At 65.1% G+C, this 15,121-nt stretch carries 8 protein-coding genes; 6 read left to right on the forward strand and 2 right to left on the reverse strand.

Translation table 11 applies throughout. From position 1 onward, the window contains the following. The first annotated feature begins 10 nt into the window (after positions 1-10). Complete coding sequence (locus C7402_RS46725; protein ID WP_116609590.1) at positions 11-5,491, forward strand: YadA-like family protein; 5,481 nt, start codon at positions 11-13, stop codon at positions 5,489-5,491. Between the two features lie 188 nt (positions 5,492-5,679). Here C7402_RS46725 and C7402_RS03325 read toward each other — a convergent pair whose 3' ends face one another. After that, the gene (locus C7402_RS03325; RefSeq protein WP_112171948.1) at positions 5,680-6,537 is read right to left on the reverse strand and encodes a MurR/RpiR family transcriptional regulator; all 858 of its coding nucleotides are present in this window, start codon (positions 6,535-6,537) and stop codon (positions 5,680-5,682) included. Positions 6,538-6,826: 289 nt separating this feature from the next. On the opposite strand from C7402_RS03325, the gene edd reads away from it, so the two are divergent. From edd to C7402_RS03345, 4 genes are all read left to right on the forward strand, one after another. Next, on the forward strand, positions 6,827-8,728 hold the full coding sequence (gene edd / locus C7402_RS03330; protein ID WP_116609591.1) for a phosphogluconate dehydratase: 1,902 nt from the start codon (positions 6,827-6,829) through the stop codon (positions 8,726-8,728). A gap of 23 nt (positions 8,729-8,751) precedes the next feature. After that, positions 8,752-9,393 (forward strand): bifunctional 4-hydroxy-2-oxoglutarate aldolase/2-dehydro-3-deoxy-phosphogluconate aldolase, encoded by a 642-nt coding sequence (gene eda / locus C7402_RS03335; protein ID WP_116609592.1) that lies wholly within the window; start codon positions 8,752-8,754, stop codon positions 9,391-9,393. 291 nt (positions 9,394-9,684) lie between these two features. Continuing rightward, positions 9,685-11,046, forward strand: coding sequence for a GntP family permease (locus C7402_RS03340; RefSeq protein WP_116609593.1), 1,362 nt, complete (start codon positions 9,685-9,687; stop codon positions 11,044-11,046). Positions 11,047-11,060: 14 nt separating this feature from the next. Further along, complete coding sequence (locus C7402_RS03345) at positions 11,061-11,567, forward strand: gluconokinase (RefSeq protein WP_116609594.1); 507 nt, start codon at positions 11,061-11,063, stop codon at positions 11,565-11,567. Between the two features lie 74 nt (positions 11,568-11,641). On the opposite strand, the gene purB is transcribed toward C7402_RS03345, so the two are convergent. Beyond that, on the reverse strand, positions 11,642-13,030 hold the full coding sequence (gene purB / locus C7402_RS03350) for an adenylosuccinate lyase (RefSeq protein WP_112171943.1): 1,389 nt from the start codon (positions 13,028-13,030) through the stop codon (positions 11,642-11,644). A 264-nt stretch (positions 13,031-13,294) separates the two neighbouring features. On the opposite strand from purB, the gene C7402_RS03355 reads away from it, so the two are divergent. Further along, positions 13,295-15,109, forward strand: coding sequence for a tetratricopeptide repeat protein (locus tag C7402_RS03355; RefSeq protein ID WP_165841768.1), 1,815 nt, complete (start codon positions 13,295-13,297; stop codon positions 15,107-15,109). The last annotated feature ends 12 nt before the right edge of the window (positions 15,110-15,121 follow it).

The following is a 15,121-nucleotide window of genomic DNA, read 5'->3' on the forward strand; positions in this document are numbered from 1 at the left end:
GCTGACGAACGTGGCAAACGGCGCGCTGAACGCAACGAGCCTGGACGCGGTGAACGGCCAGCAGCTCAATGCGACGAACACGAATGTGTCGAACCTCGCGGGTGATGTGACGAACATCTCCGGTGACGTTACGAAGATCAAGGGTCAACTGGCTGACGCGGTGATCTACGACTCGTCGGCGCACGATTCGGTCACGCTGGGTGGCTCGGGCACCTCGCACGCGCCGGTCAAGCTGACGAACGTGGCGAACGCCGGTCTGACCGTATCGAGCCTCGACGCGGTGAATGGCTCACAGCTCTATGCATTGGGCGCGAAGACCGATGCCTCGGGCAACATCAGCAACGCGTTCGTGGCGTACGACGGCACGTCGATGAACACCGTGACGCTGGGCGGCTTGGGCACGTCGCACGCGCCGGTCGTACTGACGAACGTGGCGAACGGCGGTCTGACCGTATCGAGCCTCGACGCGGTGAATGGCTCGCAGCTCTATGCACTGGGCGCGAAGACCGATGCCTCGGGCAACATCAGCAACGCGTTCGTGGCGTATGACAACACGTCGATGAGCACGGTGACGCTGGGCGGCTCGGGCACGTCGCATGATCCAGTCAAGTTGGCCAACGTGGCGGCTGGCGAGGCGCCTACCGACGCGGTCAACGTGAAGCAGATGCACGACGCCGTCTTGACGGGCAACCCGTACATCGGCGGTTTCGGCGCGACCTGGAACACGTCTAGCGCGGCGACGGCCACGGCTCCCTATGCGGTTGCACTGGGTCTCGGCTCGGTGGCGGACGTAAGGAATACGATCTCCGTGGGTAACAGCGCTACCGGTCTGACGCGTCGAATCACCAATGTGGCCGCCGGTGAGAACGCCAATGACGCAGTGAACCTCGGTCAGATAGACGACTTGCTGGGTGTCACCACGACGAATACGCAAGCGGCGCTCAAGCAGTCCAATAGCCAGATGCTGATGGCTATCCAGAATGTCGACAACCAGCTCCAGTCGGTCAGCAAGCAGGTTCAGGCGGTTCAGGCCGTTCAATCGTCGGGTTCGATGGTCGGATCCACGGTTGGCGCGGCTTCGGGCAGTCCGTACTTCCAGGCCAACGGTGCGGATGACGGGAGCGACAACGCTAACGCTGCGGCGGACTACAGCGTGGCGATTGGTGCGGCGGCCACGGCAACGGGCGCGCTGTCTACCGCAATTGGCGCAGCCAGTTCGGCAGCCACGTCCGGCGCAACGGCAATCGGCTCCGGCGCGACTGCAACCGGACAGCAAGCGCTCGCGCTCGGTAGCGCCCTGGCGCTGGGGAACAATTCGCTTGCGTTGGGTAACGGTGCTATCGGCTCGCAAAACAACGCGGTCGCGGTGGGTTCCAATGCGCGGGCATATGGTCTGAATTCGCTCGCCTTCGGCAATACCTCGATCGCCAACGCCACGGACTCCATGACGTTCGGTACGATGGCGCAGGTCAATGCGACGGCCACCAACTCCATCGCACTCGGTCGCGCGACCAACGTCCTCAGTGGCGTCACGGATTCGGTTGCGCTGGGCTCGAGTTCGGTCGCAGACCGCATGAACTCGATTTCGGTGGGCTCGGCGAGCAAGCAGCGCCAGATCATCTACGTCGCGAAGGGTACGGCTGGCACCGATGCGGTGAACGTCAGCCAGTTGACGGATGCCGTCAGCGTATTCGGCTCTGGTGCAACGGTTGGCGCGGATGGCTCGATCGTGACCCCGACCTATAAGGTCGGCGACAAGACCTTCAACAACGTGGGTGATGCGCTTGCCGCGCTGAACAACGGTGGTGGTGGTGGTGGCGGTACGGATCCCGATGCGGTTCACTATGACGACTCGGCGATGACGAAGGTCACGCTGGGCGGGTCGGGTACGTCGCACGCGCCGGTCGCGCTGACGAACGTGGCGAACGGTGGGATGACCGCTTCGAGCGTCGACGCGGTGAACGGCTCGCAGCTCTATGCACTGGGCGCGAAGACGGACGACTCGGGCAACATCACCAACGCGTTCGTGGCGTACGACGACACGTCGATGGGCAAGGTCACGCTTGGCGGCGATGCGGATCACGCACCGGTTGTGCTGACGAACGTGGCGAACGGCGGCATGAACGCGTCGAGCGTTGACGCGGTGAACGGCTCGCAGCTCTATGCACTGGGTGCGAAGACGGACGCTTCGGGCAACATCGCGAACAAGTTTGTGGCATATGACGACACGTCGATGAGTTCGGTCACGTTCGGCGAGAGCACGACGCACGCACCGGTCGCGCTGCACAACGTGGCGAATGGCGCGGTGAGTGTGGCGAGCTTCGACGCGGTGAACGGTTCGCAGCTCTACGGTCTGGCCGACTCGACCGCCAAGGCACTGGGCGGCTCGACCACGGTGGGCACGAACGGTTCGATCGGTGCTCCGAGTTACGTGCTGTCGGGCGAGACCTATAGCAACGTAGGTGACGCGCTTGACGCACTGAGCAAGAACGGTGGCGGTGGCAACGATTCGATGGCCGTGCACTATGACGACAATTCGCTCTCCAAGGTGACGCTGGGTGGCACGGATCATAGCGGCACGGTTACGTTGACGAACGTGGCGAACGGCGGCATGAACGCGTCGAGCGTTGACGCGGTAAACGGCTCGCAGCTCTATGCACTGGGCGCGAAGACGGACGCCTCGGGCAACGTCACCAACGCGTTCGTGGCGTACGACGATACGTCGATGGGCAAGGTCACGCTTGGCGGCGATGCGGATCACGCACCGGTTGTGCTGACGAACGTGGCGAATGGCGCGCTGAACGCCACGAGCCTGGACGCGGTGAACGGCCAGCAGTTGAATGCGACGAACACGAACGTGTCGAACCTGGCGGGCGATGTCACGACCATCAACGGTCAGATCACGAACATCAACGGTCAGTTGGCAGATGCGGTGGCGTACGACACGTCGGCGCACGACACGGTGACGCTGGGCGGCTCGGGTCATGACGCAGTCAAGCTGACGAACGTGGCGAACGGCGCGCTGAACGCCACGAGCTTGGACGCGGTGAACGGCCAGCAGTTGAATGCGACGAACACGAACGTGTCGAACCTGGCGGGCGATGTCACGACCATCAACGGTCAGATCACGAACATCAACGGCAAGCTGGCAGATGCGGTGGCGTACGACACGTCGGCGCACGACACGGTGACGCTGGGCGGTTCGGGTCATGACGCGGTTACGCTGACGAACGTGGCGAATGGCGCGCTGAACGCCACGAGCCTGGACGCGGTGAACGGTCAGCAGCTCAATGCGACGAACACGAATGTGTCGAACCTGGCGGGCGATGTCACGACCATCAACGGTCAGATCACGAACATCAACGGTCAGTTGGCAGATGCGGTGGCGTACGACACATCGGCGCACGACACGGTAACGCTGGGCGGCTCAGATCATGATCCGGTCAAGCTGACCAACGTGGCGAACGGTGCGATGAGCGCCTCGAGCGTTGACGCGGTGAACGGTGCGCAGCTCTATGCACTGGGCGCGAAGACGGATGCTTCGGGCAACATCACCAATGCGTTCGTGGCGTACGACGACACGTCGATGGGCAAGGTCACGCTTGGCGGCGATGCAGATCACGCTCCGGTTGTGCTGACGAACGTTGCAGTTGGCAAGGTGAATGCCTCGAGTGTCGATGCGGTGAACGGTACGCAGCTCTACGGTCTTGCAAGCCAGACGGCCGGCGCGCTGGGCGCTGGTTCGACGGTCGATGCGAATGGTGCGCTCGTGAACCCGACCTATACGGTCGCCGGCGGGACCTACCACAACGTGGGTGACGCGCTCGACGCGCTGGCCGGTGTTGGCCCGGGCACGGATCCGTTGGCGGTGCACTATGACAGCGGATCGTGGAATTCGGTGACGCTGGGCGGTTCGGGTCACGCTCCGGTCCTGCTGACCAACGTGGCGAACGGCGGGATGAACGCATCGAGCGTCGACGCGGTGAACGGTGCGCAGCTGTACGCACTTGGCGCCAAGACCGACGCATCGGGCAACATCACCAACGCGTTCGTGGCTTACGACGATACGTCGATGGGCAAGGTCACGCTGGGCGGTGCGGATCACGCTCCGGTCGTGCTGACCAACGTGGCGAACGGCGCGCTGACCGTCTCGAGCCTCGACGCGGTGAACGGCTCGCAGCTCTACGCACTGGGCGCGAAGACCGACGCATCGGGCAACATCATCAACGCGTTCGTGGCGTACGACGACACGTCGATGAACTCGGTGACGTTCGGTGGTTCGGGCCATGCGCCTGTCGTGCTGCATAACGTGGCAAACGGCGTGGACTCGAACGACGCGGTCAACGTTGCGCAGCTCGAAGCGATGGGCGCGAGGATCGACGGCTCGGGCAACGTGATGAACGGCTTCGTTGCCTACGACGATTCGACGATGAGCACGGTCACGCTTGGCGGCGGCAAGGACAAGCCGGCTGTTCTCATCACGAACGTCAAGGCGGGTCAAGTCTCGGCAAGCAGCAGCGACGCCGTGAACGGCGCCCAGCTCTACGCCGCGGGCTCCAGCACGGCCAGCGCGCTGGGTGGCGGTTCGACGGTCAACGCCGATGGCTCGATTTCGGCTCCGACGTATGCCTTGGCTGAAGGCACGTTCAACAACGTGGGTAGCGCGATCTCGAACATCGACGGCCGTGTGACGAACATCGCGAAAACGGTGACGAACATCGAAGGTCAGGTTGCGAACGCGGTCCAGTACGACTCGTCGGCACACGACAAGATTACGCTGGGCGGTACGGACTCCACGACTGCGGTTGCGTTGACCAACGTAGCGAACGGCGCGCTGAATGCCGACAGTCTCGACGCGGTGAACGGTTCGCAGCTCTACGCGACGAACGTCGAGGTCGCCAACCTGAACCAGCAGATCCAGAACATCAACGTCAGCGGTTCTGAGTATCTGTCGACCAACACGACGAGCGGTGCGGCTTCGGCCACGGGCACCAACTCGATCGCGGCGGGCGGTGGTGCGATTGCTTCGGGTGCGAGCTCGACGGCGATTGGCGACAGCGCGAAGGCCACGGGCAACAACTCGGTTGCGCTGGGTGCGAACTCGGTGGCGGACGAGGACAACACCGTGTCCGTGGGTTCGGAGGGCAACGAACGTCGCATCACCAATGTGGCGAACGGCGTCAACCCGACCGACGCGGCGAACATGGGTCAGTTGCAGAGCGGCTTGAATGCGCTCCAGAGCAACGTGAACTCCGTGGCGCGCACCGCATACAGCGGCGTGGCGGCGGCAACGGCGCTCACGATGATCCCGGACGTCGATCAGGGCAAGACCATCGCGGTGGGTGTCGGTACGGCGAACTTCCAGGGCTACCAGGCCGTGGCGTTGGGCGCATCGGCTCGCATCACCCAGAACCTCAAGGTGAAGCTGGGCGGTGGTTATGGTTCGAGCGGCGGCGCGACCTTCGGCGGCGGTATGTCGTACCAGTGGTAAGCGCCTGAGGGCGAACCGGACGCGGCGCGGTACGGCCGCTTCCGGTCAGCCGGAATCATGGTTTGCGTTCGGGCGTGTGGTTCGCGCCCGGACACAAAGCGACAAAGCGGACTCTTTCGGGAGTCCGCTTTTTTTGCGTCGACGCTTTTTAGCGCGAGAGAGGGCGCAGCGAATGCAGCGGTTCGGGTTTAGCCGTTCGGGTCCAGCCTTCGCCGCGCGATGATGTCTTTCGCGTCGGCGAGCTTTTCAGCGAGTTCGGGGCCGCGTTGGAGCGCCACGCCCACCGCGAGGATGTCGCCGATCGCGAGATGCGAGGTGCGTGAAGTCATCGGCGAAAAGACGTCGGTGTCCTCGTCGACGTTTGCGTGCAGGCCTACGCTCGCGAGCCGCGCGAGCGGCGATGTGCCATGCGTGATCGCGATGACCTTCGCGCCACGGCCGAGCGCCGTGCGCGCGGCGTCCACGATGTCGCGCGTACGTCCCGTGTTCGAGATCGCCACGACCACGTCGCCGGGCCCGAGCAGCGCCGCCGACATCAGGAACGTGTGCGGGTCGGCGTACGCGACGCTCGGCATGCCGAGGCGAAAGAACTTGTGCTGCATGTCCTGCGCGGCGATGCCCGAGCCGCCCGCGCCATAGAACTCGATGCGCGCAGCGTTGGCGAGCAGGTCGATGGCCGCGGCGAGCGAGTCGGTCGAGAGGTTGTTACGCACCTGCACGAGCGCGCCGATGGTCCGGTCCAGCACCTTCGCCGCGACGCCCGGCACCGGTTCGTTCGGACTCACGTCGCGATAGACGGCCGGATGTTCCGTTGGCAGGTCGGCGGCAACGGCCTGGGCGAGGCGGATCTTGAACTCCCGGAATCCCGAGAACCCTAGCGCATGGCAGAACCGCGCGATGGTCGGCTGGCTCACGCCCGCGCGCTCGGCGACCTCGGTCATCGAAAGGTCGAGCACCTCGCGCGGCGCTTCCACCACGTAATCGGCGAGCTTGCGCTCCGAAGGGCGCAATTGCTCGCGCATGGCTTTCACCTGGGACAGCAGCATCGGGAAACTCGCACTATGCTGAAAGATCCGTGGACTATAGCGGATCGGACGTTATGTACAAAAACTACAGGATCGTCGTTTGCTTCTCTCCGGGTTGGTTGTGCAGCGTCGCGCGAGTCCCGTCAGTAATAAGACTAGGCGTTCGTGTAACGTTGCGCCCCCAGGGTCTAACCGGGATTGTCTGCTTGTAGTTTTTCTACTAACATCGCGCCATCGCTGTCTGGAGCGCCGCAGGCGCGCCTGATCTGGCCCCGAGCGTCCCCGCCGAGACAAGAAGGAAGGAGATTCGATGGTTTCCCCGCATTCTCAGTTGATGAAGGTCACGCAGCGCGTGATCGAGCGCAGCAAGCCGACCCGCGAGGCCTATCTCGCGCGCATTGCCGCCGCTCAGGATCGTTTCCCGGCGCGTGGCGCGCTCTCGTGCGCGAATCTTGCGCACGGTTTCGCCGGCCTCGAAGGCCGCGACAAGATCTCGATCAAGTCGATTCGCGAGCCGAACATCGGCATCGTCTCGGCTTATAACGAGATGCTCTCGGCGCACGCGCCCTACAAGGATTTCCCCGACATCATCAAGAAGGCGGCCCGCGAAGGCGGCGGCGTGGCGCAGTTCGCGGGCGGCGTGCCGGCGATGTGCGACGGCGTCACGCAGGGCAACGCCGGCATGGAGCTGTCGCTGTTCTCGCGCGAGGTGATCGCGATGAGCACGGCCGTGGCGCTCACGCACAACATGTTCGATGCGGCGCTGTGCCTGGGCGTGTGCGACAAGATCGTGCCGGGCCTCGTGATCGGCGCGTTGCAGTTCGGCCATCTGCCCACCGTTTTCGTGCCCGCCGGCCCGATGACGAGCGGCATCTCGAACGACGACAAGGCCAAGGTACGCCAGCAGTTCGCCACCGGCCAGTGCGACCGCGCGGCGCTGCTCGAATCGGAGGCGGCCGCCTATCACGGTCACGGCACCTGCACGTTCTACGGCACGGCCAACAGCAACCAGATGCTCATGGAGATCATGGGCCTGCATCTGCCGGGCTCCGCTTTCATCCATCCCCATACGCCGCTGCGCGACGAGCTGACCGCCGCTGCGGCGCGCCGGGTGCTCGAACTCACCGTCGAGCGCGGCAACTACACGCCGATCGGTCACGTGGTTGACGAAAAGGCCGTGATCAACGGCATCGTCGCGTTGATGGCCACGGGCGGCTCGACCAATCACACGCTGCACCTCGTGGCGATGGCGCGGGCGGCGGGCATCATCATCGACTGGAACGATTTCGACGTGCTTTCGGACGCCGTGCCGCTGCTCGCGCGCGTGTACCCGAACGGCAAGGCCGACGTGAACCACTTCCACGCGGCGGGCGGCATCGCCTTCCTCGTGCGCGAACTGCTCGACGGCGGGCTGCTGCACGAAGACGTGAACACTGTAGCGGGCAAGGGCCTGCGTCATTACACCGAAGAGCCGAAGCTCATCGACGGCAAGCTCACGTGGGTTTCGGCCGTGGAAAAAAGCGCTGACGAGTCCGTTCTGCGTCCGCTCGCGACGCCGTTCCAGCCGGACGGCGGCCTGCGCCTGATGCAGGGGCGCCTGGGTCGCGGCGTCATCAAGGTGTCGGCCGTGGCGCCGGAGCGCCGCAAGGTGCGTGCGCCCGCCATCGTGTTCGATTCGCAGGAAGCCGTGCAGGAAGCGTTCGATCACGGCGAGCTGGAGCGCGATTTCGTGGCTGTCGTGCGCTTCCAGGGCGCGCGCGCGAACGGCATGCCGGAGCTGCACCGCCTCACGCCGCTGCTCGGCGTGTTGCAGGACAAGGGCTTTCATGTGGCGCTCGTCACCGACGGGCGCATGTCGGGCGCGTCGGGCAAGGTGCCGGCCGTGATCCACGTTTCGCCGGAAACGCTGCTGCACGGGCCGATCGGCAAGGTGCGCGACGGCGATATGATCGTGATCGACGCCGTGGAAGGCTTGCTCGACATCGAAGTGGACGCCGCCGAGTGGGAAGCGCGCCCGGTCGCGCAGCCCGCGCACCAGGATCTCAACGAAGTGGGCTTCGGCCGCGAGCTGTTTGGCGTGTTCCGCGCCGCCGCCGCACCGGCCGAGCTGGGCGCAACGGTGTTCGGGCCGCTCGTCGGCGAGCAGGCCGCGACTGCGCCGGCCGCACCGCTCACGCACGCGACGAACGCCGCGGCCCACGCCGCGAACTGATTTCATCATCAAGGAGCCTGAACATGGCAAATAGCACAGTGGCCGACATCGTCCGCCTGGGTCCCGTCATTCCGGTGCTCGCCTTCGACACGCCGGAGCAGGGCGAGCACGTTTCGCGCGCGCTGCATGCGGGCGGCGTGAAGGTGCTGGAAATCACGCTGCGCACGAAGGCCGGTCTCGAAGCCATCGAGCGCGCCGCGAAAATCGCGCCGGACATCGTCGTGGGCGTGGGCACGATCACGAAGCCCGAGCACTGCGCACTCGCGAAGCAGGCCGGCGCGCAGTTCGGCGTGTCGCCGGGCCTCACGCGCGAGATCCATCAGGCGTCGCTCGACGCGGGCCTGCCGCTCCTGCCGGGCGTGATGACGCCGACCGACATCATCGTCGCGATGGAGCTGGGTTACGAGATCGTGAAGTTCTTCCCGGCAGTGCCGGCCGGCGGTCTGAACATGCTGCAAGCGTTCCATGGCCCGTTCCCGACGCTCAAGTTCTGCCCGACGGGCGGCATCAGCGCCGAATCGGCGCCGACCTTCCTCTCGCTGCCGAACGTGGTGTGCGTGGGCGGTTCGTGGCTCACGCCGAAGGCGGCGCTCGCTTCGCAGAACTGGGACGAAATCACGCGTCTCGCGCATGCCGCGAGCGAGCTGTCGCGCCCGGTGCGCTGATACCGCTTCGCTTGACCCCGCGCCGCATGTTGCGGCGCAACGATGACCGGAACGCTGCGCCCGCGAGTCTGGGGGCATACGAGCCGCGCAAACGGCGCCTTTCAGGCGCGCCTTGCGCGGCTCGCTCGTCTTTCCAGCACGCTGCGCCAAAAGTCGTTATAACCTCTACAATCCCCGGCCCGGCGACGGCCGGCCCCTTTCGCACCGCGTGGATTCCACGTGTGCCGCCGCCGCGCACGCGTCACCGCACCGGGCGAAAGGACATCGAACAACTACCTGGAGAAGAGCCTCATGGGAGTGGCCCACGGCAGCATGCTGCTGATTTACGCGCTCGTCGCGATCGCTGCGCTGATCCTGCTGATCACGCGCTTCAAGGTTTATCCGTTTCTCGTCCTGATCATCGTTTCGCTGCTGCTCGGCCTGGCCGTCGGCATGCCGATGGATCAGATCGTCAAGTCGTTCGAAACCGGCAACGGCAACACGCTTGGCCACATCGCCATCGTGGTGGGCCTCGGCACGATGCTCGGCAAGATGATGGCCGAATCGGGCGGCGCCGAGCGCATCGCCACGACGCTCATCCGCTGGTTCGGCGAGAAGAACATTCACTGGGCCATGATGGTCGTCGCGATCATCGTCGGCTTGCCGGTGTTCTTCGAAGTCGGCTTCGTGCTGCTGATTCCGATCGCGTTCAACGTCGCCAAGCGCACCGGCAAGTCGCTGCTGCTGATCGGCTTGCCGATGGTGGCGGGTCTCTCCGTCGTGCACGGGCTGATTCCGCCGCACCCGGCCGCGCTCCTCGCCGTGCAGGCGTATCACGCCGACATCGGCAAGACCATCGCTTACGGCCTGATCGTAGGCGTGCCCACGGCGATCATTGCCGGGCCGCTGTTCGCGCTCTTCATTCACCGCTTCATCAAGCTGCCGGAGAGCAATCCGCTGTCCGAACAGTTCGTGAGCAAGGCCGATCCCAAGCCCGATAGTGAACTGCCGAGCTTCGGCGTGACGCTCTTCACGATCCTGCTGCCCGTGATCCTGATGCTGGTGGGTAGCTGGGCCGATCTCGTGTTCACGCCCAAGACGCTGCCGAACAATCTGTTGCACTTTATCGGCACCTCGGACGTCGCCCTGCTGATCGCCGTGCTGGTAAGCTTCTGGACCTTCGGCGCGCAACGCGGCTTCACGCGCGAGCAGATCCAGAAGTTCTGCGGCGACTGTCTCGCGCCGATCGCGGGCATCACGCTGATCGTCGGCGCGGGCGGCGGCTTTGGCCGCGTGCTGATGGACAGCGGCGTATCGAAGCAGATCGTCGAGCTGGCGCAGAACGAGCATCTGTCGCCGCTTCTGCTCGGCTGGCTCGTCGCCGCGCTGATCCGTCTTGCCACGGGTTCGGCCACGGTCGCCATGACCACGGCATGCGGCATCGTCGCGCCGATCGCGTCGGCCAGCGGCATGACAGTGAAGCCGGAGCTGCTCGTGCTCGCTACGGGCTCGGGCTCGCTGATCTTCTCGCACGTCAACGACGGCGGATTCTGGCTGATCAAGGAGTATTTCGGCATGACCGTGGGTCAGACGTTCAAGACCTGGTCGCTGCTGGAAACGATTATTTCGCTGCTGGGCCTTGGCCTCACATTTGCCTTGGCAGCGGTGGTGTAGAACTGGAGCGGTAAATGATCCTGATAGCGATGGGCGTGTCGGGCGCCGGCAAGACACGCATCGGCGAAATGCTCGCCGAGCGCCTCAAGTGCGACTTCACCGATGGCGACGCTTTTCACAGCGAAGCCAACAAGAAGAAGATGCACGACGGCATCCCCCTCACCGACGACGACCGCTGGCCGTGGCTGCGTACGATTCGCGCCGCGATCGAGGAGAAGCAGCGCGCGCACGAAACGGCCGTTTTCACGTGCTCGTCGCTCAAGCGCTCGTATCGCGACATCCTGCGCGGCAACGATCGCGACGTGTGCTTCGTGTACCTGAAGGGCTCGTTCGACGTGCTGCACGAGCGCCTCGCTTCGCGCACCGGCCACTTCTTCGACCCGTCGCTGCTGCAAAGCCAGCTCGAGACGCTCGAAGCGCCGGGCCCGGATGAGGCGATCGAGGTGAGCATCGAACTCTCGCCCGAGCAGATCGTCGACGAGGTGATGAAGCAACTGGAAGTGCGCCGCGCGCAGCGATAACGCGTTGGCGGCGGTAAACGAAAAAAGCGCTCGATTCAATCGAGCGCTTTTTTTATGGCCTGGCCGTATGGCGATTACGAAATGCGCTTCGCCAGTTCCACGGCCTTGCCGACGTACGACGCGGGCGTCATGTCGAGCAGACGCTTCTTCGCGTCTTCAGGAATCGCGAGACCGCTCACGAACGTCTGCAACGCTTCGCGCGTGATGCCCTTGCCGCGCGTGAGTTCCTTCAACTGCTCGTACGGGTTCTCGATGCCGTAGCGGCGCATCACCGTCTGCACCGGCTCGGCCAGCACTTCCCACGTTGCGTCGAGGTCGTCGTTCAGGCGCTGCGGGTTCACTTCGAGCTTGTCCAGGCCGCGGATCAGCGCGTCGTACGACAGCAGCGAGTAGCCGAACGCCACGCCGATGTTGCGCAGCACGGTCGAGTCGGTGAGGTCGCGCTGCCAGCGCGAGACCGGCAGCTTGTCGGCCAGGTGGCGCAGCGTGGCGTTGGCGAGGCCGAGGTTGCCTTCCGAGTTTTCGAAGTCGATCGGGTTGACCTTGTGCGGCATGGTCGACGAGCCGATTTCGCCAGCCTTCGTCTTCTGCTTGAAGTAGCCGAGCGAGATGTAGCCCCACACGTCGCGATCGAGGTCGAGCAGGATCGTGTTCGCGCGCGCGACGGCGTCGAACAGTTCCGCCATGTAGTCGTGCGGTTCGATCTGGATCGTGTACGGGTTGAACGTGAGCTTCAGGCGCTCTTCAACGACCTTCTTCGAGAATGCTTCCCAGTCGAATTCCGGATATGCCGAGAGGTGCGCATTGAAGTTGCCGACCGCGCCGTTCATCTTGCCGAGCAGTTCGACCTTCTCGATGCGCGTGATCGCGCGCGCGAGACGCGCCGCGACGTTGGCGATTTCCTTGCCGAGCGTCGTCGGGCTGGCCGGCTGGCCGTGCGTGCGCGAGAGCATCGGCTGCTCGGCGTGCGTGTGCGCGAGCGTCACAAGGCGCTGATGCACCGAGCGCAACGCCGGCAGGATCACGTGCTCGCGGGCGCCCGCGAGCATCAGGCCGTGCGACGTGTTATTGATGTCTTCCGAGGTGCAGGCGAAGTGGATGAATTCGCTTGCGCGCTCCAGTTCCGGCTGACCCTTCACCGACTCCTTGAGCCAGTACTCCACGGCCTTCACGTCGTGGTTCGTCACGCGCTCGATGTCCTTGATGCGCGCGGCGTCGTGCGCCGTGAAGTTCTCGGCGAGCTTGAGCAGGAACTGCTCCGACGCTTCCGAGAAGCGCGGCACCTCCGCGAAACCCGCCTGCGAGAGCGCGATCAGCCAGTGGATTTCCACGGTCACGCGGTTGCGCATGAATGCGGCTTCCGAGAGCCAGTCGCGCAGGGCTTCGGTTTTCGAGGCATAGCGGCCGTCGAGCGGGGAGAGCGCGTTGAGCGCGAAGAGGGTATCGGGACGAGTGTCGGACATGATGGGGACGTAACGTGGGGCGTTACGCTCAGTAGGACTCAGTTGGCGGTCGGTTGCGGTCGGATTGACGACGGCGGGAACCGCGTATTTTAGCACCTCGCCGACAGGGCCCGAGGGCGGGGCTGTCAGGCATGGCTTAGCGCGGGTGTGCGATGCGCCCTGAGGCGTTCCGTCGCGCCGGCCGCTTAACGAGATCGGGGGTTTTGAGACGGGTATAGAGTGCGATCACGTCAAAAGTTTGCGCTTAATCAAATGTTTGCTGCCATGTCTTCCAATGCTTCCGCTCTCGCTTCCACCCTCTCTTCCGAGCAGGCCGCGGCCCTGGTCGACGCCGGTCTCGCCTACCACCGCGCGGGCCGGATCGACGACGCAAGCGACCTTTACGAGTCCGCACTCGACGCGCAGCCCGATCATCCCGGCGCGCTGCACTATCTCGGTGTGATCGCGCTCGGCCGCGACGACCTGGCGCAAGCCGCTGCCCTGATCGACCGCGCTCTCACGCAAGCGCCGGACAACGCCGAATACCAGGCCAACCGCGGCGTGGTCGCCGCGCGCCAGGGCGACCACACGGGCGCCGCCGCGTGGCAGCGCAAGGCGCTGGCTATCGCGCCCGATTTCGCGAACGCGCACAACAACCTCGGCAATGCGCTGATGGAACTCGGCGATCGCGCGGACGCCGCGCAGCACTACCGTCGCGCGCGCGCGCTGGAGCCGAATTCGGCGCATTTTGCGTTCAACCTCGGGCGCGCGCTCGAAGCGGCCGGGCAAAAGGCCGACGCGCTGGAGGAATTCCGCGCGGCCGCGGCGCTCGACCCGCGCGACCCGAATACGCTGATCCATATGGGCCGGCTGCTGCGCGGCATGGAAAAGCACGCCGAAGCCGCCGCCTGCTTCGAGCCCGTCATCGCGCGCGACCCCGACAACGTGCTCGCGCTCTTCGAACTCGGCTACGCCTACGATGCGATGCACCGCTATGAAGAGGCGATTCCGCTTTACCGCCGCGCGATCGAGCTCAAGCCCGACGGGGCGGGCGTCATCAACAATCTCGCCTTTGCACTAACGGCGCTCGCGCGTTACGACGAAGCGGAAGTCGAATATCGCCGCGCGCTGGAACTGAACCCCGGCTTGCCGGAATCGGGTTTCCAGCTGGGCATGCTGATGCTCAGGCGCGAGGACTATGCGGACGGCTGGCCGCTGTTCGAAAACCGCAAGATCACCACTATCGGCAAACCCAATTACCCCAAACGGCCTGGCGCCGAATGGCAAGGCGAGCCGCTCGCGGGCAAGCGTTTTCTGATCTGCCGCGAGCAGGGCGTGGGCGACCAGATCCAGTTCGTGCGCTATGCGGGCCTGCTCGCGCAGATGGGCGCGCAGGTCGACGCGTGGGTCGCCCCGGAACTGGCGACGCTCGCCGCGACGGTGCCGGGCGTGGCGCGCGTGCTCGACGCCGCGCCGAGTGACGAAGCCTTCACGTCGGAATACGACTACAGGTGCGACGTGATGAGCCTCCCGCTCAAGTTCCCCGGCCGGCCGATCCACGCCGCGACGCCTTACATGCGCGCCGACCCCGTGCAGGCCGTTGCGTGGCGCGCACGCGTGAATGCGCTGTCCGGCGCCGCGCGTCGCCGCATCGGGCTCGTGTGGGCGGGCAACCCGCGCCACCATTTCGACGCGTTCCGCTCCGTGCCGCTCGAGTCGCTCCTGCCGCTTGCCGAACTCACCGGCAACGCCTGGTTCGCGATCCAGAAGGGACAGGGGGCCGCGCAACTCGCGCGAGTCGCGGGGCGCTGGCCGATGGACGCGCTCGGCGACGATCTGCACGACTTCGCGGCCACGGCGGCGCTTATCGCGGCGCTCGACCTCGTCATTACCGTCGACACCTCGGTGGCGCACCTCGCCGGCGCGCTCGGCAAGCCGGTGTGGGTGCTGCTGGCCGCGCAGCCCGACTGGCGCTGGGGCAAGGATCGCGTCGATTCGGTCTGGTATCCGTCGGCGCGCGTGTTCCGCCAGTCCACGCTCGGCGACTGGAGCGGCGTGGTCGCGCAAGTGCAAGCCGCGCTCGGCACGGCGTCCCGTTAAGCGTCTTCCAAA

This window comes from Paraburkholderia unamae, assembly GCF_003096875.1.
GTDB lineage: Bacteria > Pseudomonadota > Gammaproteobacteria > Burkholderiales > Burkholderiaceae > Paraburkholderia > Paraburkholderia unamae.